The sequence below is a fragment of the Micromonospora sp. CNZ322 genome (assembly GCF_007827755.1).
Genome location: NZ_VITD01000003.1, coordinates 97751 through 120962, shown reverse-complemented (window position 1 = coordinate 120962; position 23212 = coordinate 97751). Strand labels below are relative to the sequence as shown.

The 23212-nt window shown below is 71.9% G+C and carries 19 protein-coding genes; 12 read left to right on the top strand and 7 right to left on the bottom strand.

Translation table 11 applies throughout. The features are described from left to right. Nucleotides 1–106: 106 nt before the first annotated feature. Nucleotides 107–610: a hypothetical protein gene (locus tag FB453_RS09125; RefSeq protein WP_486480218.1), complete on the bottom strand. Its 504-nt coding sequence runs from the start codon at nucleotides 608–610 to the stop codon at nucleotides 107–109. Between the two features lie 139 nt (nucleotides 611–749). Here FB453_RS09125 and FB453_RS09120 point away from each other — a divergent pair, with 139 nt between their 5' ends. From FB453_RS09120 to valS, 8 genes are all read left to right on the top strand, one after another. Further along, a complete protein-coding gene (locus FB453_RS09120; protein WP_112583752.1) occupies nucleotides 750–1259 on the top strand; it encodes a SigE family RNA polymerase sigma factor in 510 nt (169 codons plus the stop codon). Then, complete coding sequence (locus tag FB453_RS09115; protein ID WP_145789111.1) at nucleotides 1256–1765, top strand: hypothetical protein; 510 nt, start codon at nucleotides 1256–1258, stop codon at nucleotides 1763–1765. Before FB453_RS09120 ends, FB453_RS09115 begins: the two co-directional genes overlap by 4 nt. A 218-nt stretch (nucleotides 1766–1983) precedes the next feature. Further along, nucleotides 1984–3408: an FAD-binding oxidoreductase gene (locus FB453_RS09110; protein ID WP_145789109.1), complete on the top strand. Its 1425-nt coding sequence runs from the start codon at nucleotides 1984–1986 to the stop codon at nucleotides 3406–3408. A 75-nt stretch (nucleotides 3409–3483) separates the two neighbouring features. After that, nucleotides 3484–4986: a DNA-3-methyladenine glycosylase 2 gene (locus FB453_RS09105; protein WP_145789107.1), complete on the top strand. Its 1503-nt coding sequence runs from the start codon at nucleotides 3484–3486 to the stop codon at nucleotides 4984–4986. Further along, nucleotides 4983–5492 carry a methylated-DNA--[protein]-cysteine S-methyltransferase gene (locus tag FB453_RS09100; RefSeq protein ID WP_145789105.1) on the top strand — a complete coding sequence of 170 codons (510 nt, stop codon included), beginning with the start codon at nucleotides 4983–4985 and terminating at the stop codon, nucleotides 5490–5492. Before FB453_RS09105 ends, FB453_RS09100 begins: the two co-directional genes overlap by 4 nt. Nucleotides 5493–5529: 37 nt before the next feature. Beyond that, nucleotides 5530–7386, top strand: a complete 1857-nt coding sequence (locus FB453_RS09095; RefSeq protein WP_145789103.1) for an ABC transporter ATP-binding protein — start codon at nucleotides 5530–5532, stop codon at nucleotides 7384–7386. Next, on the top strand, nucleotides 7383–9263 hold the full coding sequence (locus FB453_RS09090; protein ID WP_145789101.1) for an ABC transporter ATP-binding protein: 1881 nt from the start codon (nucleotides 7383–7385) through the stop codon (nucleotides 9261–9263). The genes FB453_RS09095 and FB453_RS09090 overlap by 4 nt, the downstream gene beginning before the upstream one ends. Before the next feature lie 91 nt (nucleotides 9264–9354). After that, nucleotides 9355–11973: a valine--tRNA ligase gene (valS, locus tag FB453_RS09085; protein WP_145789098.1), complete on the top strand. Its 2619-nt coding sequence runs from the start codon at nucleotides 9355–9357 to the stop codon at nucleotides 11971–11973. 44 nt (nucleotides 11974–12017) lie between these two features. Here the strand turns inward: valS and FB453_RS09080 are convergent, their stop codons facing one another. The 5 genes from FB453_RS09080 to FB453_RS09060 form a co-directional block, all read right to left on the bottom strand. Next, complete coding sequence (locus FB453_RS09080) at nucleotides 12018–12662, bottom strand: hypothetical protein (RefSeq protein ID WP_112583808.1); 645 nt, start codon at nucleotides 12660–12662, stop codon at nucleotides 12018–12020. Between the two features lie 93 nt (nucleotides 12663–12755). Beyond that, nucleotides 12756–13466, bottom strand: coding sequence for an ABC transporter permease subunit (locus tag FB453_RS09075; RefSeq protein ID WP_112583758.1), 711 nt, complete (start codon nucleotides 13464–13466; stop codon nucleotides 12756–12758). A gap of 1 nt (nucleotide 13467) precedes the next feature. Next, nucleotides 13468–14379 carry an ABC transporter ATP-binding protein gene (locus tag FB453_RS09070; protein ID WP_091406310.1) on the bottom strand — a complete coding sequence of 304 codons (912 nt, stop codon included), beginning with the start codon at nucleotides 14377–14379 and terminating at the stop codon, nucleotides 13468–13470. Beyond that, complete coding sequence (locus FB453_RS09065; protein WP_145789096.1) at nucleotides 14379–15284, bottom strand: ABC-2 transporter permease; 906 nt, start codon at nucleotides 15282–15284, stop codon at nucleotides 14379–14381. The genes FB453_RS09070 and FB453_RS09065 overlap by 1 nt, the downstream gene beginning before the upstream one ends. Continuing rightward, nucleotides 15277–16191 (bottom strand): ABC transporter ATP-binding protein, encoded by a 915-nt coding sequence (locus FB453_RS09060; protein WP_145789094.1) that lies wholly within the window; start codon nucleotides 16189–16191, stop codon nucleotides 15277–15279. The genes FB453_RS09065 and FB453_RS09060 overlap by 8 nt, the downstream gene beginning before the upstream one ends. Before the next feature lie 240 nt (nucleotides 16192–16431). Between FB453_RS09060 and FB453_RS09055 the strand changes: the two genes are divergently transcribed. From FB453_RS09055 to galT, 4 genes are all read left to right on the top strand, one after another. Then, nucleotides 16432–17946: a glycosyltransferase family 2 protein gene (locus tag FB453_RS09055; protein ID WP_145789092.1), complete on the top strand. Its 1515-nt coding sequence runs from the start codon at nucleotides 16432–16434 to the stop codon at nucleotides 17944–17946. An 88-nt stretch (nucleotides 17947–18034) separates the two neighbouring features. Next, nucleotides 18035–19564, top strand: coding sequence for an adenylyl-sulfate kinase (gene cysC / locus FB453_RS09050; protein ID WP_112583809.1), 1530 nt, complete (start codon nucleotides 18035–18037; stop codon nucleotides 19562–19564). Nucleotides 19565–19675: 111 nt separating this feature from the next. Beyond that, nucleotides 19676–20482 (top strand): DeoR/GlpR family DNA-binding transcription regulator, encoded by an 807-nt coding sequence (locus FB453_RS09045; protein WP_145789090.1) that lies wholly within the window; start codon nucleotides 19676–19678, stop codon nucleotides 20480–20482. Nucleotides 20483–20494: 12 nt separating this feature from the next. After that, complete coding sequence (gene galT, locus FB453_RS09040; RefSeq protein WP_145789088.1) at nucleotides 20495–21571, top strand: galactose-1-phosphate uridylyltransferase; 1077 nt, start codon at nucleotides 20495–20497, stop codon at nucleotides 21569–21571. Between the two features lie 359 nt (nucleotides 21572–21930). Here galT and FB453_RS09035 read toward each other — a convergent pair whose 3' ends face one another. Next, nucleotides 21931–23148, bottom strand: a complete 1218-nt coding sequence (locus tag FB453_RS09035) for an NADP-dependent isocitrate dehydrogenase (RefSeq protein WP_091406326.1) — start codon at nucleotides 23146–23148, stop codon at nucleotides 21931–21933. Between the last annotated feature and the right edge of the window lie 64 nt (nucleotides 23149–23212).

Sequence of the window (23212 nt, the reverse complement as noted above, 5' to 3'; positions counted from 1 at the left end):
TCGGGGGCCGTGCGGCGTCCATCCTGCCGTAGCCGGTCTCCGGTTTGCTCGGTGCGGGGCCCGACCGCCACCCGCGGGTGGCGGTCGGGCCCCGCCAGCCTCATGATCAACCAGCCTGGTCGGGCCGCCGTTGGCGGGGCACCTCGACCTCGGGCCAACGACCCAGGGCTCGACGGTCGGCCGGCGTCAGTTGCCCGGCGGCGGCGCGGGGCAGGGTGAACCGGTCGGCGGCGGCCGGGCCGGCCGAGACCGACTCGCGCAGCATCCAGCGCACCTCGTCGGCCGTCCAACCCAGCCCCGACCGCGCGGCGATCTCGCGGATCAACCGCCGGCCGACCCTCGTGTCGTCGTCGTAGAAGCGCATGCACCAGTGGTGCGTCCACATCCCGAGCGCCCGCAGGCCCGCGTCGTCGAGGGAGCCGGCCAACCGGCCGCAGGCCGTGTCGGGGAAGCTCTGCTCGGGGTCGCCCGCCCGGTCCCGTTCGATGGCGCCCACGGCGGCCGGCGCGACAGCCCGCATCCGGCGGTAGAAGGACTGCGCCACCGCGCGGGGCAGCGGCGGGAACGCACCCGCTGTCGACGCCGCCGCCCAACCCGCCACGCTCGTCATCCGCCGCACCCCTTCTTCAGTTGGTGGCCGGACGCTACCCGGCACGACCGACACTTTCGGGCCGAAAAACCCCACCGATCGTGGATAGCGACGATGACCTGGGACGTCTGTATCTGTGACAACGAAACGGGGGTGGTGGGTGGACGAGGACGAGCGCGCGCGGCTGGCCGAGTTCGTCGGCAGCCGGACTCCGGCGCTGATGCGGGTCGCGTACCTGTTGACCGGGGACCGCAACGCCGCCGAGGACCTGTTCCAGTCGGCGTTGGCGCGGACCATCCCGAAGTGGGGCACCATCCGGCACGCCGATCCCGAGGGCTACCTGCGGGTGGTGATGTACCGCGAGCAGATCAGCTGGTGGCGGCGACTTCGCCGGTGGCGGGAGACACCGCTCAACCCGGCGGACGAACCGGTCGGCGGCGACCCGAGCGGCGGCTCCGACGTGCGGTTGGCGATGCGGGCCGCGCTGCGCCACCTGCCACCGACGCAGCGGGCGGTGGTGGTCCTCCGCTACTACGAGGACCTGCCCGAAGCCCGGGTGGCCGAGTTGCTGGGCTGCTCGGTGGGCACCGTGCGCAGCCGTACCCATCGAGCGGTGAAGCGACTACGCGACCTGCTGCCGGACGTCGACATGCTGGAGGTACGGCGATGACCGAACCCTTCGAGCACCTCATCCGCTCCACCCTCACCGACCTGGCCGAGGAGGCACCGATCGTGCATGACCAGTTGAGCCGAGCGGAACGGCGGGTGCGCAACAGACGTCGCGCCACGGTGGCGGTGGGGGCGGTGAGCACCCTGGCGGCGATCCTGATCGCCACCCCGCTCGCCCTGGCCGCGACCGGCTCGGACGGACCTCCCCCGGCCGTGCCCAGCCCGGCCGGTCCGGCGGCAGTGCCCAGCCCACCCGAACCCACCCCGTCCGCGCCCACCGCGGTGCCGACGGTCGAGCCGAGCCCCGGGGGCGCGGAAACGAACCCGTCGATCACGCCGGGCCCGCCCGGCGTCCCGGGCCAACCGACTGTCAAGCCGAGCCCGGCGACTCCGCCGGGCCCGCCCGGTGTACCGGGCCGACCGACTGTCTCACCAACCCCGACGACTCCGCTGGGCCCGCCCGGTGTGCCGGGACGGCCGACTGTCACGCCGAGCCCGTCACGTTGAGCATCACCGGTCAGGTCGGTGGTTCTTCCGCCCCGGCCTGACCGGTCAACCCAGGAGATTCCGGTCACCTTCGCGCGGCGCTCCCCGTACCGGCGAGCGTCGCGCGCTGGGGCGACCAGCGGGCATTGGTCCACCGAATTTGTCGAGGCCGGCACGCCCGCTCATTCTTGGGCCATGACCGATCCCGGACACCCGCGGTGCGAGCTGCGGGGGCAACGATGAGCACCGCCATGGCCCGGGTGCCCGACTCCCTCCGGGGGCAGATCGTCACGCCCGGCGACCGCCGGTACGCGAACCTGCGCTCGACGTACACCAGGTCGGCGTCGCCGGCTGCCGTGCTGCTGCCGAAGACCACCGCGCAGGTGGTCGACGCGCTCCGCTACGCGCGGGAGCAGCGGCTGCCCATCGCCGTCCGCAGCGGCGGGCACGGCCTCTCCGGGGCCTCCTCCAACAACGGCGGCGTGGTCATCGACCTCTCCATGCTCAACCGGGTCCAGGTAATCGACGAGCGGGCCGGGCTGGTCCGGGTCGAGGCCGGGGCCCGCTGGGCGAACGTCGCGAAGGCGCTGGCCCCGTACGGCCTGGTGATCAGCTCGGGTGACTACGGCGGTGTCGGCGTCGGCGGCCTGGCCACCGGCGGTGGTGTCGGCTGGCTGGCCCGCGCCCACGGCCTCACCATCGACAGGGTCCGCGCCGTCGAGGTGGTGCTGGCGGACGGGACGCTGGTACGCGCTGACGCCGACCACGAGCCGGAGCTGTTCTGGCTGGTCCGCGGGGCCGGGGCCGGGGCGGGGATCGTGGTGGCCTTCGAGATCGAGGCGGCCGAGCAGCGCAACGTCGGTGTCGCGCAGTTGGTCGTCGAGGCGCATCCGGACGGTCGCACCGTCCGGGAGTGGACGAGCTACCTCGCGCAGGCCCCACGGGAGCTGTCAGCGGCCGCCGTGGTGTACGCCGAGGGTCGGTCGGTCCTCATGTCCATCACCGCCGTGGTGGCCGCCGAGAGCCTGCGCCGGGCCCGGCCGGCGGTGGAGCCGCTGCTCGCCATCGGCAAGGTGCTCGAACACCGGACCGACCTGCTGCCCTACCCGACGCTGGTACCGACCGCGCACCTCAACCCCAACGTCGGGCAGCAGAGTGGCACGACCACCAACGGTCTGTTCACCGCGCTGGACGACGCCGGGGCGCGGGCCGTGACGCGAGCGGTGACCGGGCCGGGGCGGGCGGTGATCCAGCTCCGCTCGTTGGGTGGGGCGGTCAACGACGTCGCTTCCGACGCGACCGCGTACCCGCATCGTCACCAGGACACGCTGATCGTGGCCTCGGTGTTTCCGCCGCAGGCCGACGCCGCGTTGAACGCCGCCTGGCGGGCCGCCGGCGCACGCGCCGACGGCGCGTACGTCAACTTCGAGAGCCGGCCGGACCCGGCCGCGTTCGCCCGGATCTACCCCGGCCAGACCGGGGCCCGGGTCCGGCGGCTGTGGAAGCGGTACGACCCGGACGGCGTGTTCCGATCGGCCCTGCTGACCGGCCAGGCCAACCGCGCCGGTCAGGGCAACCAGTCGGGCCGCACCGGCCAGGCCGACCGAACCAGTCAGGGCTCCCGCGCCGGCCGGTCCGGTCAGCCGCACCGACGCCGCCGCTGACCGGAGGCTCGGCGCGCACACCCAGGTCCGATTCCCGCCAGCCGATGACCGGTCGAGCGGGGCATCATCGGTGACATGGAGATGGACTTCGAGCGGTGTTACCGGGCCGTGGACAGCCGTGACCAGCGGTTCGACGGCTGGTTCTACACCGGTGTAACGTCCACCGGGATCTACTGCCGGCCGTCCTGCCCGGCGATCACACCGAAGCGGCAGAACGTCCGATTCTTCCCGTCCGCCGCCGCCGCGCAGGGCGCCGGGCTGCGCGCCTGCCGTCGCTGCCGGCCGGACGCCGCGCCCGGCTCCCCGCTCTGGGACGTCCGCGCGGACGTGGTCGGTCGGGCGATGCGGCTCATCGCCGACGGGGTTGTCGACCGGGACGGCGTACCGGGGTTGGCCTCCCGGCTGGGCTACACCGAGCGCCACCTGCACCGGATGCTGAGCGCCGAGATGGGTGCCGGGCCGCTCGCGCTGGCTCGGGCCCAACGCGCCCAGACCGCCCGGATCCTGATCGAGACGACCGACCTGGCGATGGCCGAGATCGCGTTCGCCGCCGGCTTCGGCAGCGTGCGGCAGTTCAACGACACGCTTCGCGAGGTGTACGCGAGCGCCCCGTCGGACCTGCGCACGGCCCGTGGCCGCCAGCAGGCGCCGCCCGGGGCGGGGACCATCGCGCTCCGGCTGGCGTACCGCCCGCCGCTGCACGCCCGGGCGCTGCTGGACTTCCTCGCGGTGCGGGCGTTGCCCGGTGTAGAGGCGGTCCGCGACGGGGCGTACCACCGGGGTCTGCGGTTGCCCCACGGCACCGGCCAGGTGGCGCTGACCCCGGCGGACGGACACGTGGCGGCGACGTTGCGGCTCGCCGACCTGCGCGACCTGGCACCGGCGGTGGCCCGCTGCCGCCGGTTGCTCGACCTGGACGCGGACCCGGCGGCCATCGACGCGACGCTGGCCGCCGACCCGGCGCTGGCCCCGGTGGTCGCCGCCGAACCCGGCATCCGCGTCCCTCGCGCCGTCGACGGTTTCGAGCAGGCCGTCCGCGCCATCATCGGCCAACAGGTCTCGGTGACCTCCGCAAGAACAACCCTCACCCGCCTCCTGACCGCCCACTCTCGCGTTGATCATGAAGTTGTTGCCACCGACGACGGCGTGTCGGGACAACAACTTCACGATCAACGGGGTGGGGGGCCGCAGGGGGGTGAGCTGCGGGGGTTTTTGAGCGCGGAGGATCTTTTGGGCCTGCCGGACTCGGGGTTCGGGATGCCTGTGGGGCGGCGGGAGGCATTGCGGGGGTTGGCGCGGGCCGTGGTGGACGGGTCTGTCGACCTCGCCGCTGGGACGGACCGGGGGGAGGTCGTTCGGCGGCTGCTCGCGCTCCCCGGCATCGGCCCGTGGACCGCCAACTACCTGGCCATGCGCGCCTTCGGCGACCCGGACGTCCTCCTCAGCTCCGACCTCGCGGTCCGGCGCGGCGCCGCCGCACTCGGCCTGCCCGACACCCAACCAACCCTCGACAGGTACGCCGAGCGTTGGCGTCCCTGGCGGTCCTACGCCACGATCAGACTCTGGAGAGCGGCATGAACATCGACAGCACCGTACTGAGCACACCGGCCGGCCCACTGAGCATCCTCGCCGGCCCCGACGGTGACGTACGGGCCGCCGGCTTCACCCCGGAACCGGCGGCGCTGCTGCCCCTGGTCCACCCGGCCCTGCGGGCACCGCTACGCGAGCGGGCCGACCTCGGCCCGGTCAGTGCGGCGGTCCACTCCTACCTGGACGGTGACCTCGCCGCCATCGATGCGGTGCCGGTGCGTCAACGCACCGGTGGAGAGTTCATGGCGCATGCCTGGCAGGTGCTGCGCGAGGTGCCGCCGGGCACCCCGGTCACCTACACCGGGTACGCCGCGCTGGCCGGTCGACCACCGGCGGTGCGGGCCGCCGCGGCCGCCTGCGCCCGGAACGCGGCAGCCCTCTTCGTGCCCTGCCACCGGGTTCTTCGCACCGACGGCACGCTCGGTGGCTACCGCTGGGGGCTGGACGTGAAGAAGTGGCTTCTCGGTCATGAGCGACGCTTGACAACAAGCTGACAGGAGCATCGACACTCATTGACGCTACCGTCGGGTAGTGCCTGTGGAGAGCGACGGCGACCCGGCCGCCCGGGCCGCCGCGGGCACCCACCCCGTGCACAACCTCTGGCGGCTGCGCCCCTACCTGCGCCCGTACGCCGCCGAGTTCGCCTGGCTGCTCGTCGCGGGCCTCGCCGGCACCGCGGCCGGGATCGCCGTACCACTGGTCGTGCAGCGGGTCGTGGACGGGCCGGTGGCCCGACACGAACCGGCCGGGCTGCTCCAACTCGGCGGTCTGGCGCTGCTGCTCGGCGTCGTCGAGGCGGTGCTCATCTTCATCCGCCGGTGGGTGCAGTCGTCCTCGGCGGTGGGCATGGAGGCGGCGCTGCGCGCCGACGTCTACGCCCACCTGCAACGGCTGCCAACCAGCTTCCACGACCGGTGGCAGTCCGGCCAGTTGCTCTCCCGGATCACCAGCGACCTGTCGGTGATTCGCCGGTTTCTCTCCTTCGGCGTCTTCTTCCTGGTGCTCAACCTGACCACGTACGTGGTCGTGGTGGTGCTGCTGATCAACCTGCACCCGACGCTCGGGGTGCTGGTCGCGGCCAGCGCGGTGCCGCTGCTGCTGATCAGTCGCCGGTTCGGCCGGCACTACCACGCCGCGTCCCGCCGGATGCAGGATCAGCAGGGCGACGTGGCGACGCTGGTCGAGGAGACAGCGCAGGGCCTGCGCACCATGAAGGCGTACGGGCGGGGGCCCGAGCTGGCCGCTCGCTTCGCCGGTGCGGCCCGCCGGCTGCACGACACGGGCGTCGGCAAGGGGCGGCTGCTGGCGAACACCTCGGCGCTGCTCGACCTGGTGCCCAACGTGACCCTTGGCGTGGTGCTGGCGGCTGGGGCGGCCGCCGCCGCGCAGGGCGCGCTCACCATCGGCGAGCTGGTCGCGTTCGTCAGTCTCCAACTGATGCTCATCTGGCCGGTGCAGTCGCTGGGTTGGATCATCGCCAACGGTCAGGAGGCGGCCACCGCAGCCGACCGGATCCAGGAGGTGCTGGACACTCCACCGGAGATCGTGGATTCTGCCGGCGCGGTCGCGTTGCCGCGCAACGCGGTGCACGGTCGGCTGCGCTTCGAGCGGGTCGCGTTCAGCTATCCGGGTGCCACCACGGGGGTGCTGCGCGAGATCGACCTGACCATCGAGCCGGGCGAGACGCTGGCCCTGGTCGGCGCCACCGGCTCCGGCAAGAGCACGCTGCTCTCCCTGGTGCCCCGGCTGCACGACGTGACCACCGGCCGGATCACCCTGGACGGGCACGACCTGCGCGAGCTGCGGCTGGCCTCGCTGCGCCGGCTGGTCGGCGTGGCGTTCGAGGAGCCCACCCTCTTCTCCATGTCGGTGCGGGAGAACCTCACCCTAGGTCGCCCGGACGCCGGTGACGACGAGATCCAGGCGGCCCTCGCGCTGGCCCAGGCCGACTTCGCGTACGACCTGCCGTGGGGGTTGGCGACCCGGGTGGGCGAGCAGGGGTTGTCCCTCTCCGGCGGGCAACGGCAACGGCTCGCGTTGGCACGGGCCGTGCTCGGCCGACCGGCGGTGCTGGTGCTGGACGACCCGCTCTCCGCCCTCGACGTGCACACCGAGGCCCTGGTCGAAGCGGCGCTACGGCGGGTCCTGCGCGACAGCACCGCGCTGCTGGTGGTGCACCGGCCGTCGACGATCGCGCTGGCCGACCGGGTCGCCCTGCTGGAGGACGGGCGGATTACAGCGACCGGCCGGCACTCCGACCTGCTGGCCACCGTTCCGGCGTACCGGGCACTGCTCGCCGCCGAGCCGCCCGCCGGGCGCCCACCGCCGGCTGGGGCCAGCGGCCCGAGTTCGTCCCCTTCGGACGGGTGGGGGCTGGTGCGTTCGTGAGCGTGCCGGAGCAGGCCGACCCACCTCCCGAGGAGGAGCCCGAGCTCACCCGCTGGCGCGGAACCGCCACCGACCCTGAGGCTGACCGCAGTCGAGCCGAGGACACCAGCCCCGAGGCCGTGGTCCGGCTGCGCCGGCTCAGCCGCACCCTGCTGGGCGGCCTGCTCCGGCCGCATCGGAGGCGTCTCGCCGCGGCGGTCGCGCTGCTGCTGGCCCAGAACGCCGCCGCGATGGCCGGCCCGTACCTGGTCATGATCGGCATCGACCGGGCCATCCCGCCGTTGCGCGCTGGCGACGCCGGCCCGCTGGTCACCGTTGCCGGGGCGTTCGCGGTGGCCGCGGTGACCGAGTACGCGGCCCGCCGCGGCTTCCTCACCCTCTCCGCCCGGATCGGCCAGGCCGTCCTGCTCGACCTGCGGCAGCGGGTGTTCGGGCACTTCCTGCGGCTGTCGGTGGGCTTCCACGAGCGGTACACGTCCGGCCGGATGGTCTCCCGGCTCACCAGTGACCTGGACTCGATCGCCGAGCTGGTCGACGGTGGGATCGACAGCCTGGTGCTGGCCGGGCTTTCGATCCTGTCGGTGGCCGCCATCCTGCTCTGGCTGGACCTGCCGCTGGCGGCCGTGACGCTGTTCGCCTTCCCTTTCCTGTTCTGGCTCTCCCGCTGGTTCGCCCGGTCGTCGGCCAGCGCGTACCGACGGACCCGGGACGCGGTCGCGCTGGTCATCGTGCACTTCGTCGAGTCGATGCGGGGCATCCGGGCGGTGCAGGCGTTCCGCCGGGAGCCTCGCAACCAACGGATCTTCGTGGCGCTCGGCGACGACTACCGGCGGAGCAGCCTGCACGCGTTCCGGCTGATCGCCACGTATTCGCCCGCGATCAAGCTGATCGGCAACGTAACCGTGGCGGTGGTGCTCTGCTACGGCGGTTGGCGGGTGCTCGGCGGGCAGACCGAGATCGGTGTGCTCGCAGCGTTCCTGCTCTACCTGCGCCGCTTCTTCGAGCCGATGCAGGAGCTGAGCCAGTTCTACAACTCGTTGCAGTCGGCCACCGCCGCACTGGAGAAGCTGGCCGGGGTGCTCGACGAACGACCGGCCGTCGCCGAACCGGCCCGGCCCACACCGCTGCCGACCGGTCCCGGCCGTGGTGAATTGATCTTCCGCTCGGTCGGCTTCGGCTACCGGGCCGACACCCCGATTCTCTGCCGGCTGGAGTTGACAGTGCCGGCCGGGCAGACCGTGGCGCTGATCGGCCCCACCGGGGCGGGCAAGTCGACGATCGCGAAGCTTGTCGCCCGGTTCCACGACCCCGACACCGGCACGGTCCGGTTGGACGGGGTCGACCTGCGCGACGTACGCGACGCCGACCTGCGCCGCGCGGTGGTGCTGGTGACGCAGGAGAACCACCTGTTCAGCGGAACCGTCGCGGAGAACATCCGGTTCGGTCGCCCGGGGGCCGACGACGCCGCCGTCCAGGCCGCCGCGCGGGCGATCGGCGCGCACGACTTCATCGCCGCACTACCCGAGGGGTACGCCACTCAGGTGCACCGGCGCGGCGGCCGGCTCTCCGCCGGGCAGCGGCAGCTGGTCGCGTTCGCCCGCGCGTTCCTGGCCGACCCGACAGTGCTCATCCTGGACGAGGCGACGTCGTCGCTGGACGTGCCGACGGAACGTCTGGTACAGCGGGCACTCGGCACCATCCTGCGCGACCGCACCGCACTGGTGATCGCACACCGTCTCTCCACAGTGGAGACCGTCGACCGGGTGCTCGTCCTCGACGGCGGAAGGGTCGTCGAGGACGGCCCACCCGCCGTGCTCGCCGAGGCCGACGGCCGGTACGCCGCCCTGCACCGCCAGTGGCGTGACTCGCTGATCTAGCCGGGCCACCCCGTCGCGGCCACAACCGCCGGCCGGTGTGTTCGGCCGCAACTACGTCGCCCCGCACCCGCTACGTGCCTACGATCGCAGGATGACCGATACGGCGAGGACGGCCCGCGCCGGCGTTCCCGAGCGTCCGACCCTGGACGGGCTCGAGGAGAGCTGGGCACGCCGCTGGCAGGAGGAAGGCACGTACGCGTTCGACCGCTCGAAGCAGCGGAGCGACGTGTTCTCGATCGACACCCCGCCGCCGACCGTATCGGGCGAGTTGCACATGGGGCACGTCTTCTCGTACACCCACACCGACACCACGGCGCGGTACCAGCGGATGCGCGGCAAGGCCGTCTTCTACCCGATGGGCTGGGACGACAACGGGCTGCCCACCGAGCGTCGGGCGCAGAACGTGTACGGGGTGCGCTGCGATCCGGCACTGCCGTACGACCCGGTGTGGCGGCCACCGGCGGCTCCGGTCGACGACGCGGCCCGCCGCGACCCCACCCCGATCTCCCGGCGCAACTTCATCGAGCTGTGCGAACGGCTGACTGTCACCGACGAGCAGGCCTTCGAGGCGCTGTGGCGGCGGCTCGGGCTCTCGGTGGACTGGTCCCTGACGTACACGACCATCGGCCGGATCGCCCGGACCGCCAGCCAACGGGCGTTCGTCCGCAACCTGCGCCGCGGCGAGGCGTACCAGTCGGAGGCGCCGACCCTCTGGGATGTCGGCTTCGCCACCGCTGTCGCCCAGGCGGAGTTGGAGGACCGGGAGCGCCCCGGGGCGTACCACCGGTTGCGGTTCACCGCGGCCGACGGGCGTGAGGTGCTCATCGACACCACCCGGCCCGAGCTGCTACCGGCCTGTGTGGCGCTGGTCTGCCACCCCGACGACGAGCGGTACGCCGACCTGGTGGGCGGCACCGTGCGCAGCCCGCTGTTCGACGTCGAGGTGCCCGTGTACGCCCATCCCCTCGCCGAGCCCGGCAAGGGCACCGGCGTCGCGATGGTCTGCACCTTCGGTGACCTGACCGACGTAACCTGGTGGCGTGAGCTGGGACTGGACACCCGGGTGGTGATCGGCCGGGACGGTCGGTTGCTCCCCGAGCCGCCGCACGGGGTGCCGGCCCAGCCGTACGCGGCGCTGGCCGGGCAGACCGTCAACGGCGCCCGCCGGGAGATCGTCGGGATGCTGGCCGACGCCGGTGACCTGATCGGCGAGCCGCGCCCGATCACCCACCCGGTCAAGTTCTATGAACGCGGCGACCGGCCACTGGAGATCGTCTCGACTCGACAGTGGTATCTGCGCAACGGCGGCCGGGACGAGGCGCTGCGAGCCACGCTGCTCGGCAGGGGCGAGCAGTTGCACTGGGTGCCGGCGCACATGAAACACCGCTACGACAACTGGGTGGGCGGCCTCAACGGGGACTGGCTGGTCAGCCGTCAACGCTTCTTCGGCGTGCCGGTGCCGGTGTGGTACCGGCTCGACGACACTGGCGAGCCGGACTGGTCCCACCCTCTCACGCCGGACGAGTCCGCGCTGCCGGTCGATCCATCCAGCGATCCGGCACCCGGATACGACGAGTCGCAACGCGGTCAACCCGGCGGTTTCATCGGCGACCCGGACGTGCTGGACACCTGGGCCACGTCCTCGGTGACCCCGCAGATCGTCGGTGGCTGGGAGACCGACCCGGACCTGTTCGCCCGGGTCTTCCCGATGGACCTCCGCCCGCAGGGGCAGGAGATCATCCGGACCTGGCTCTTCGACAGCGTGATCCGCTCGCACTTCGAGCACGGGGTGCTGCCCTGGCGGGACACAGTGCTCTCGGGCTGGATCCTCGACCCCGACCACAAGAAGATGGCCAAGTCCAAGGGAAACGTGGTCACCCCGCTGGCCCTGTTGGAGCAGCACGGCTCGGACGCGGTGCGCTACTGGGCGGCCAGCGGCAAGCCCGGTATGGACCTGGCCTTCGACCCGGCGCAGATCAAGGTCGGCCGGCGACTGGCCACCAAACTGCTCAACGCGTCCAAGTTCGCGCTCGGGCTGGGCGCTGCGGAGGCGTTGCGCGCCCCGTACGACAACTCCAGCTCGGCGCGTCTGACGCCACGCCGCGACCTGGAGCTGTCGGCCACCACCCCACTGGACCGGGCCATGCTCGCCGAGCTGGCCACCGTGGTCACCGCCGCGGGCGCCGCCTTCGACTCGTACGACCACACGGCGGCCCTGCAGGTCACCGAGGCGTTCTTCTGGCGGTTCTGCGACGACTACATAGAGCTGGTCAAGGAGCGGGCCTACGGCACCGGCGCGTTGGCCGACTCCGCGCGGGCGGCGCTGGCCTCGGCGCTGTCGGTGCAGCTGCGGTTGTTCGCCCCGGTGCTGCCGTACGTGACCGAGGAGGTCTGGTCGTGGTGGCGGTACGGCTCGGTGCACCAGGCGCCGTGGCCCACCACCTACGAGGTGGCCCGGACGATCGAGGGCTCGGGTGAGCCTGCGCTGCTGCGGCTCGCCGGTGACGCGTTGAGCCAGGTGCGACGGGCCAAGTCGGAGCGGAAGCTGTCGATGAAGGCGGAGGTGCCGTTGGCGGAGGCGCTCGGCCCGGCGGCGCTGCTGGAGCAGCTCACGCTGGTCGCCGACGACCTACGGGCGGCGGGCCGGATCGGCAAACTCGACCTGCTCCCGGGCCGTACCCCGGAGTTGGTCATCGCCTGCGCCTTCTGACAGGGGTCCGCCGCCGCCCGCTCGGGCGGCGGCGGACCGGCGGGTCACCAGCCGCGCAGGAAGCGCAGCCCGAGCAGGAACGCGATCACGGCGGGCCCGACCAGCAGGGTGATCGCCTGGAGGCGGTACGGCATCCGGTGCCGGGTCAACTCCCCCGCGTTGCCCAGCACGATGGCCCCGGCCAGCATCAGGAACGCACCCCACCAACCGGTCTCCAGGTGGATCAGCTCCACCCGGATCAGTTGCAGGGTCAGACCGAGCAGTGCTCCGGTCAGCGCGAGCAGGGCCACCGCCCGGTGCAGGCCCCGGGCCAGCGGGTGGGCCGCGCGCCAGCCGTAGGTGCCGGCCACCGCCAGGCAGGGCAGCACCACCATGAGCGGCCAACCCCGCCCCATCACGCCGAACATCAGCAGCGCGCCGACCGCGAAGACCATCGTGCCGACGCAGGCGAGCATGTACCCGGCGAAGGCCCGGCCGCCACCGCGAGCCAGCAACGGCCCACCGCTGGCCGCGATCAACGCGGCCGGGATCAGGATGAACACCGCCCACCAGTGGAACTGGCCGCTGCCCTGAGCCGCCGTGGCGACCGTGGCACAGGCCAGCCCGGCGACGGCCAGGCTGGTCAGCCACGGCCGGCTGCTCCGGGAGTATGGCTCAGCCAACGACGTCCGCTCCGCTTCGACGCTCACGTCCACCAGCCTGGCCCGAGGTGGCCCGACCGGTCCATCCGGCCAGCCCTACCGCCGCGCGGGGGCTGGCCGGAACAGCGTCTCGCACGGCTGTCAGCTCGTCTCGCCAGCCACGCTGAACGAACGCAGGCGGTCGATGGCGAGCACCGTGAAGCCGACGCTGACCAGCGCGGTCATCACCGACGCCACCGGCACCGACACGCTGGTCTCCAGCAGCCCGGTGGGGGCGATCCGGTCGGCGAGGGCGATCACGTACTGCTGGATGGAGAGCACCTTGGTGCCGCTGACGAAGTTGCCCAGCAGCCCCTCCCAGATCAGCACATAGACCAGCCCGAGCAGCACCGGCCGTCTGGTGACCAGGCTGAGCGCGAGGAACAACGCCGAGTACGCCAGCGCGCCGAGCGCCGCCGCGACCGCCAGCGCCAGTCCGAGGCGTACCGAATCGGCGAGCACGCCCGCCACGTAGAGCGGCACCGCCACGGTCACCGCGGTGACCCCGGCGGCCACCGCGAGCTTCGGCAGCACGATCTGCCAGCGCGGCAGCGGCTTGGTCAGGATGTGCACCACGGTGCCGTCGTCGATCTCGGCGCCCAGCACGCCCGTTCCGATGATCAGCGCAACCACCGGCAGCACCACGGCCAGCCCGAGGCCGACCAGCACCGGCGGCCCCCACTGGCCCGGGTCCACTCCCAGCGACCGGCAGAGCACGGCCAGCCCGAGCAGCACCAACGGCAGCGGTAGCAGCAGCAGGAACCGACGTCGGCCGAACAACCCGCGCGCGGTGATCCAGGTAACTGTCGACATGTCAGGCCTCCACCAGGTAGGAGAAGACACTCTCCAGGGACTCGTCGGACGGCACCAACTGGCGCACCCGGATGCCTTTGTTCAGCGCGATCCGGGGCAGCGCCCGGGTGAACGCGCCGTAGTCACCGGCCCGCACAGTCAAGCCGGTCGGGTCCAACTCGACCCCACTCACCGACGCCTCCGCGATCAACGCGACGGCCAACGCCCGGTCATCTGTGGAGCGCACCGCGAAGACGTGCGGGCGGTTGGTCATCAACCGGCGGATGGTCCGGAAGTCGCCGGAGGCGGCCAACCGGCCGGCCACCATCACCTGCACCGTTCCGGAGACCTGCTCGACCTCCTCCAGGATGTGCGAGCTGAACAGGATCGTCCGGCCAGCGTCACCCAGGGTGTGCAGCAGCTGCATCATGTGCAGCCGCTGGCGCGGGTCCATGCCGTTGAACGGCTCGTCGAGCAGCAGCACCTGCGGATCGTGCACCAGCGCGGCGGCCACCCGGGCACGCTGGCGCATGCCCTTGGAGTACGTGCCGATCCGGCGGTCCTGCGCCGACTCCAGCTCCACCAGATCAATCGCCCGTCGGGCCGCGGCCGCCGGATCGGGCAACCGGTGCAGCTTCGCGCTGGCCAGCACGAACTCGTACGCGGTGAGGAAACCCTGCACCGCCTCCCGCTCGCTGACCAGCCCCAGCCGCCGGTAGACGTCGGGGTTGCGCCAGGTCGGCTCGTCGTCGAGGGTGACGGTGCCGCGCGACGGGGCGAGGAACCCGGCCATCATGTGCAGCAGCGTGGTCTTGCCTGCGCCGTTCGGGCCGAGCAGCCCGGTCACGCCCGGCCCCAGGGCCATGCTGATGTCGTTGACCGCGACCACGTTGCCGTACCACCGGGACACCCCGGTCAGGCTCAGCGTGCTCATCAGGAGGCGACCTTCCGGTAGCGGGCCAGCAGGAGGGCGGTCGCGCCGGCGACCAGCAGCACCGCTGCCAGGGCGTAGACCGGGCCGAACCCGCCGATCATCATCTCGCCCGGATCGCCCTCGACCAGCAGGTCACCCAGCGACCAGATGCCCACCCCCTGCACCAGCGTGGAGGGGGAGGCGAGCCCGGCCAGCTCGTTGGCGGCGCGCGACGGCAGGATGCTCAGCACGCCCACGATCGGGGTCGTCATCAGGAAGACCGCGACCACGCCGCCGGCGGCGAAGGCGCGCTTGCCGGTCAGCGACGCGACCAGCAGGCCGACCGAGGCGAAGACCACCGCCCACAGCCCGGCGTAGAGCAGCCCGGGCAGCAGGTCGAGCAGCTCGTTCCACACCCCGCGCATGCCCTGCTTGGTGGTGAACGCGGCGCCCAGGAACATCAGCAGCTGCGGCCCGCCGAGCAGCAGCCAGAGTGCGGTGACCAGCGCCAGCAGCTTGGCCAACGCGTAGTCGGAACGCGGCAGCGGCCGGGAGAAGTACAGCGGCAGCACGCCGCTGCGCAGATCCCGGGAGACCAACTCCGGGGCGACGACCGCGACGAAGAAGATGACCAGCCAGCTCATCGCGTCGGCGAACTGGGCGTACGTGGCGACCGGCTCGCCGATCTGGCTGCGTATCGCGGCCAGGGCCACCGCGACCAGAGACACGATGCCGACCACCAGCCACGGGAAGATCTTGGCTTTGGCGCTGCGACCGAACCCGAACGCGGTACGCAGACCGTGCAGGTAGAGCGCGCCGAAGACCTGTCGGCGGCCGAGCCTCGGGCCCTCGTAGCGTTGATAGCCGATGTCGTGAATGACGCCGGCCGGCGTGGGGCGCACGGTGGCGGTGGACGGCTCAGGCATGAGCGAGCTCCCTCGTGGCGAAGAGTTCGGCCACCCGGTGCCGGCGCTGGTCCAGTCGGTGTAGTGGCAGGTCCAGTTCGGCGACCGCACCGAGGATCAGGTCGTAGGTGCCGTCGTCGGCGAGCGGCACGAGGAGCAGTCGCCCGTCCCGGGCGACAGGCAGTTTCAGCTCGGCGAGCCGGGCGGCGAGCTCCTCGGTGCCCTCGCTGACCTCCACGGCGAGCACGTCGGTGGCCGAGGTCATCGCGGAGATGTTGTCGGCGCGCAGCAGTTTGCCGCCGTCGATGGCGATCAGCGTGTCGCAGATCCGCTCCACCTCGCCGAGCAGGTGCGAACAGACCAGCACGGAGATGCCGAACTCGGTGCCGATCCGGTGCACCAGGGCCAGCATGGCGTCGCGGCCGGCCGGGTCCAGGCCGTTGGTCGGTTCGTCCAGCAACAGCAGGTCGGGGTCGTGCACCAGCGCCTGGGCCAGCTTGACGCGCTGCTTCATGCCGGTCGAGTAGCCACCGACCGGGCGATAGCGCTCCTCGTAGAGCCCCACGTGCCGCAGTGCCTCCGAGGCCCGCTCGCGAGCCGCGGTGCGGGGAAGGCCGCTCATTCGACCAAGGTGGGTGACCAGTTCGGCGGCGGACAGGTCCGGTGGGAGGCAGTCGTGTTCCGGCATGTAGCCGACCCGGTTGCGGACAGCCGTCGGGTCTGCGGTCGGGTCGATGCCGAGCACCGAGACCTGACCGCTGGTTGGTGCGATCAGGCCGAGCAGGATCTTGATCAAGGTGGATTTTCCGGCGCCGTTCGCGCCCACCAGGCCGATGATCCCGGGCTCGACGGCGACGGTGAGGTCGGCCAGCGCGGTGACCCGACCTCCGTACGTCTTGGTGAGCGACTGGGTCGCGATCAGTGTCACGCGCCCAGCGTAGGGAGTCGATGCCCAGCAGGGACACCGGCACGCCCCCGGCACTCCCCTGATCCTTTCCCCGCCGGACCCCTAAGGTCCCCCGCTGAAGGCTCCCGGGACGTTTCCGCCGGTCCCGCGTTCGACCCGACCCCGCCTTGGGAAAGACCCGTCCAGGGTGACACCATTCACCTCCCGTTCACCAGGCGTCGACCCGCCTGGTGATCGACCGACGACGCGGGAGGGATCCTGATGGCCGAGGTGGGCGTCCCCAAGGTGAGCGTCGTGGTGCCGGCGTACAACTGCGGCCCACACATCGAGAAGCTCGCTGCCTCGCTGCTGCGCCAGTCGCTGCCCGCCGACGAGTTCGAAGCCATCTTCGTCGACGACGGCTCGACCGACGACACCGCGAAGCGGCTGGACCGGCTGGCCGCCGAGCACCCGCACATCAAGGTGCTGCACATCGAGAACTCCGGCTGGCCGTCGCGTCCTCGCAACCTCGGAGTCGACCACGCCCGCGGCGAGTACGTCTTCTTCGCCGACGACGACGACTGGTTCGCCGACGAGGCACTGGAGCGGCTCTATGCCTGCGCGAAGGCGAACGACGCCGACATCGTGGTGGGGAAGATGGCCGGGTACGGACGCCCCGTGCCCCGGGAGCTGTTCCGCAAGAACCGCTTCGACGCCACCCTCGACAACTCCCCCCTGGTCGACAGCCTGACCTGTCACAAGTTGTTCCGGCGGTCGTTCCTCAACGAGCATGGTCTGCGGTTCCCGGAGGGCGGCAAGCGTCGGCTGGAGGACCACTCACTGGTCATCCGGGCCTACTTCCTGTCCCGGCGCACCTCAGTGCTGTCCGACTACGTCTGCTACCACCACGTCCAGCGGGGCGACGCGCGCAACGTCACCGCGAGCGAGCTGGACCCGGCGAGCTACTTCGCCAGCGTGCGGGAGGCGCTGGACGTCGTGGACGCCAACACCGAGCCGGGTCCGCTGCGGGACCGGCTGCACCGGCGCTGGCTGCGCAACGAGATGCTCAGCCGGCTGCGCGGCAAGCGGCTGCTGAACGCCCGCGAGGCGTGGCTGGAGCAGGTCGCGCTGGAGATCCAGAAGATCATCCAGGACCGTTTCGCCCCGGGCGTCGCCGGTGGTCTGCCACCCCTGCTCCGAGCCGTGGCGTACCTGGCGGAGCAGGGGCGCGTCGCGGACCTGCGCAGGCTTGCCCGCTGGGAGGCGGGCATCGCCGCACACGGCACGGTCAATGAATTCCAACGTGTCGACCACGCCGTCACGGTGACCGTCGCCGCCGAGCTGCGCGCCGCGGACCAGCCTGTCGGGTTCCGCGCCGACGATGGCCGCGACGTGCTGATGCTGCCGATGGAGGAGGTCACCCCCGAGGTCCTCGACGCCACCGCGCAGGTGCGCAAGGCCCGCCTGGACCTGGTGGCCCGCCACCGGGAGACGGGTGCCGAGATCTTTATTCCGAACACCTTCCAGACCGAGCGGATCACCGGTACGACCGGAGCGGACACCGTCCACCTGGTGCACCGGGCCACCGCCACGATCGACTTCGCCGCCCTCAACGGCGGCCGGACCAGGGGCAGCTGGCAGCTCAAGGCCCGGATCACCAACGTGGGCTGGACCGAGGACGCCCGACTGCCGCTGGTGTTCATCTGCCGGGCCGACGGCTCTCGACCCCGGATCCGCGACGAGCGGAAGGTGTGGAACCGGGTGCGGTCGGCGGTAGGCCGGCGGATCAAGCGCTGATCCGTCCGCGGGGGTCTTGGAGTGGCGCCCTCGACCGATGGGCGGTCGGCTGCGAAACTGTGTGCCGGTCAGCGAGTGGGGGGTGTGGATGAGCAACGGCTGGGTGCTGCCCGACGAGGTGCTACGGGACGCACCGGCGTACACGCCACGTCCCGGTGAGCTCGCGGATCTGGAGCTGCTGCTGACCGGCGCGTACGCCCCTCTGACCGGTTTCATGACCCGCGCCGACCTGGTCTCGGTCAGCCGACGCGGCCGACTGGCCGACGGCACACCGTGGCAGGTCGCGGTCGTTCTGCAGGTGCCGGCCGCCCTGGCCCAGAGCTTCGATCCGCGCGACCCGGCCCGCCGGGCGCTCGTGCTGACCGATGGGGAGGGCGCCCCGGTGGCCGCCCTGGACGTGGCCGACGTCTGGCCGGTCCGCGAGGGCGTGGCGGGAGTGGGCGGCCAGGTTCGGCGGCTGGGCGACGGTGGGCACGGTCCGTTCCAGCGACTGCGGCGTAACCCGGAGGAGGTTCGTGCGCTGCTGCCCCCGGGCCGGGTGCTCGGGGTGATCGCCGACCGGCCGCTGCATCGTCCACAGCTCGCCCAGATCGCCCACGCCGCCCGCACCCTGGCCGCTCATCTGCTCGTGATGATCCCGGTGGGCGAGGGCGGCGCAGACGGGCTCCCGCCGGAGGCGCTGGTCCGTACGATCTTCGCCGCACGGGACCGGATGCCACCCGCCACCCTGGTCGCAGTGCCGCTGTCGCATCGACGCGAGGAGATCAGCGACGCGCTGCTGCGCGCCCGGGTCTCGGCCGCGTACGGGGTCACCCACCTACTCTCCACAGGGGAGATGCTCTCCGGCGCCGGGCTGCGGGTGCTGGTGCCGCGCGAACTCGCCTACGACAACCGGGACGGGCAGTGGCGTTGGCGGGAGGACATCCCACCGCGCAACCGCCGGCTCGCGCTGACCCAGCCGGAGATCGACGACCTGCTCGACCGGGGCTTCCCGCTACCGGAGTGGCACACCCCGCCCGCTGTGGCACGGGAGTTGGCCCGGGCCCGGCCGCCGCGTCGGCAGCGAGGGCTGGTGGTCTTCCTGACCGGTCTTTCCGGCTCCGGCAAGTCGACGATCGCCCGAGGGCTGGCGGACGCGTTACGGGAGAGTGGCGACCGCACGGTGACCCTGCTCGACGGGGACGTGGTACGCCGGGAACTCTCCGCCGGGCTGGGCTTCAGCAAGACCGACCGGGATCTCAACGTCCGGCGGATCGGCTGGGTGGCCGCCGAGATCGCCCGGCACCGTGGGGTGGGTATCTGCTGTCCGATCGCCCCGTACGCGGCGGCCCGGGCCACCGCCCGGGAGATGGCCCTCGCCGCCGGATCGGGTTTTGTGCTGGTGCACGTGGCTACCCCGCTGGAGGTGTGCGAGCGGCGGGACCGCAAGGGCCTGTACGCGCGAGCGCGAGCCGGCCTGCTCACCGGGATGACCGGCATCGACGACCCGTACGAGGAGCCGACCGACGCCGATCTGGTGCTCGACACCACCGACCTGAGCGTGGCGGACGCGGTGCAGGCCGTGCTGCACCATCTGACCGAGACCGGTTGGGTGGAGCTGAAGATCGCCACCGCCTGAGGCGTCGCCGTACCCGTTCCTTCCACCGCTGAGCGGCACGCGCTAGTGTTCATCTTTGTTGGAACACGTTTGACCGCGTGAGGTACGTGGACGTCCGGGGAGGCACGGCTGATGCTCGCTCAACAGCGGCAGGCGGCCATCCTGGAACGGGTTCGCTCGACCGGCGGCGTCCGGGTCAGCGAGTTGGCAGGCGAGTTCGGCGTGTCCGACATGACCATCCGGCGTGACCTGGACGCGCTGCACGAGCGCGGCCTGCTGGCCAAGGTGCACGGCGGTGCCACCACGACCGGGCCGAGCTCGACCGACGAGCCGGGTTTTCACGCCAAGTCGGTCCGCCAACTGCCCGAGAAGGCGGCCATCGCCGACCGGGCGGCCCAGTTGGTCCGGCCGGGAGCGGCGATCGCGCTCTCCGCCGGCACCACCACCGCCGAGCTGGCCCGCCGGCTGGTGGACGTGCCCGAGCTGACCGTCGTCACCAACTCGCTGCCGGTCGCCGAAATCATGCACGCCGGTGGCCGCCCGGACCAGACGGTGGTGCTCACCGGCGGCGTACGTACACCGTCGGACGCGCTGGTCGGTCCACTCGCGGTCGGGGCCATCCGGTCACTGCACCTTGATCTGCTCTTCCTGGGTGTCCACGGCATCACCGAGCGGGCCGGCTTCACCACCCCGAACCTGATGGAGGCGGAGACCGATCGCGCGCTCGTGGCCGCGGCGGACCAACTGGTGGTGCTCGCCGACCACACCAAGTGGGGCACGGTGGGCATCTCCTCGATCGTCGCGTTGGCGGCGGCCCACGTACTGGTCAGCGACGACCGGTTGCCTCCACCCGCACGACGGGTACTCGGCGAACAGGTGGGCGAACTGATCATGGTGAAGGCGAGGGGCGGGCCGCGTGACGCGCACGCCGACAACTGAGGGGACGGCGCCGTGAAGCGCACCGCGATCGACCTGGCCGACGGCCGGGAGCTGATCTACTTCGACGAGCGCGACGACGCGGTCCGCGACCAGCCGGACCGCCGGGACCTGCCGCCGCCTCCCCCCGCGTCGCAGCTGCGCTACGACCCGTTGACCGACGAGTGGGTGGCGGTCGCCGTGCACCGGCAGACCCGCACCTTCCTCCCGCCGGCGAACGAGTGCCCTCTCGACCCGTCGGTGGGCGACCGGCTGACCGAGATCCCCGCACCCGACTACGACGTGGTGGTCTTCGAGAACCGGTTCCCGTCGCTGAGCGGTCGGGTGGCCGAGGAGCCCGGGGAGATCACCCCGTTCACACCGGTCCGGCCGGGCCTCGGCCGGTGCGAGGTGGTCTGCTTCACGTCGGATCACAACGCCTCCTTCGCCAGCCTGCCGCCGCGCCGGGTCCGCACCGTGCTGGACGCCCTCGCCGACCGCACCGAGGTGCTCGGCGCGCTGCCCGGCGTCGAGCAGATCTTCTGCTTCGAGAACCGGGGCGTTGAGATCGGCGTCACGCTGCACCATCCGCACGGCCAGATCTACGCGTACCCCTTCGTGACGCCGCGCACCCGCGCGCTGCTGGCCGCGGCGCGCCGGCACGCCGAGCGGACCGGCGGGGGCAACCTGTACGCGGACGTGCTGGCCGCCGAGCGCGCCACCGGTGACCGAGTGGTCGCGGAGAACGAACACTGGACGGCGTTCGTCCCGGCGGCCGCCCGCTGGCCGTTCGAGGTGCACGTCGCGCCGCACCGGGTGGTGCCGGACATCCCGGCCCTCAGTGACAGCGAGCGGGACGCCTTCGGGCCGCTCTACCTGGATCTGCTGCGCCGCTTCGACGGCCTGTTCGACATGCCGATGCCGTACATCTCGGCCTGGCACCAGGCGCCCGTGCGGGTCGACCGCGAGCTGGGCCACCTGCACCTACAGCTGTTCAGCATCCGGCGGGCCCAGGACAAGCTGAAATACCTGGCCGGCTCCGAGTCCGGGATGGGTGTCTTCATCAACGACATCGCCCCGGAGCGGGCCGCCGACCTGCTGCGCGCCGCCTGAGCAGCCCTGCGGTGCGCGGGTCCTGAGCTTGGCGCGGCGCGGCGCGGCGCGGCGCGGCGCGGCGCGGCGCGGCGCGGCATGAGCTTGGCGGGAAACAGGGCGCGGGGGGCCCGGGACAGGGCCCCCCGCAGGGAAGGGACGGCTGGCTGTGCACGGCACAGCCGGGAAGGCTGGCTGATCGGCGCACGGGTGCCGCGGGTCGACCGTGGTCAACCTTCCTTGGACGCGACTGGCATCTCGTCCATCCTGGTCAACGAGGCGCGCCGGCCGCAGTGACGCCGATCGGCGCGGCGGTGCCGGACACGCCGAAGCCCGCCGGCAGTGGTGCCGGCGGGCTTCGTTGACGCGGTACGCCTGGATCAGGCAGCGATCTTGCGGGCCAGGTTCTCGTCGAGCGCGTTCATGAACTCGTCGGTGGTCAGCCACGGGGCGTCGCGCGAGATGAGCAGCGAGAGGTCCTTGGTCATCTGGCCGCCCTCGACGGTGTCGACGATGACCTGCTCCAGGGTGTTGGCGAACTCGGTGACCGCCGGCGTGCCGTCCAGCTTGCCCCGGTGGGCGAGGCCCCGGGTCCAGGCGTAGATCGACGCGATCGGGTTGGTCGAGGTCTTCTCGCCCTTCTGGTACTGCCGGTAGTGCCGGGTGACAGTGCCGTGCGCGGCCTCGGCCTCGACGGTCCGGCCGTCCGGGGAGAGCAGGACAGAGGTCATCAGACCCAGCGAGCCGAAGCCCTGCGCGACGGTGTCGGACTGCACGTCACCGTCGTAGTTCTTGCAGGCCCAGACGTAGCCGCCCTCCCACTTGAGCGCGGCGGCGACCATGTCGTCGATGAGCCGGTGCTCGTAGGTGATGCCGGCGGCGTCGAACTCGGCCTTGAACTCGGCTTCGAACACCTCGGCGAAGAGGTCCTTGAACCGGCCGTCGTACGCCTTGAGGATGGTGTTCTTGGTGGACAGGTAGACCGGGTAGTTGCGGTCCAGTCCGTACCGGAACGACGCCCGGGCGAAGTCCCGGATCGACTCGTCGTAGTTGTACATGCCCATGGCGATGCCGCCGCCGGGGAAGTTGGCGACCTCCATCTCCATCGGCGCGCCGCCGTCGGCCGGGGTGTAGGTGATGGTCACCGTGCCCGGGCCGGGGACGACGAAGTCGGTGGCCTTGTACTGGTCACCGTGGGCGTGCCGGCCGATGATGATCGGCTTGGTCCAGCCGGGGACCAGCCGCGGCACGTTGGACATGATGATCGGCTCACGGAAGACGACGCCGCCGAGGATGTTGCGGATGGTGCCGTTCGGCGACCGCCACATCTTCTTCAGGCCGAACTCCTCGACCCGGGCCTCGTCCGGGGTGATGGTCGCGCACTTGACGCCGACGCCGTGCTCCTTGATGGCGTTGGCGGCGTCGATCGTGACCTGGTCGTCGGTCTCGTCGCGGTGCTGGATCGACAGGTCGTAGTAGTGCAGGTCGACGTCGAGGTAGGGCAGGATCAGCTGCTCCCGGATCTGCTTCCAGATGATCCGGGTCATCTCGTCGCCGTCGAGTTCTACGACCGGGTTGTTTACCTTGATCTTCGCCATCGGCCGGCGCTCCTCTCGGGGGACACGTGCTCAAGCAGTACGAGCGTACTGCAATTGGGCCGGC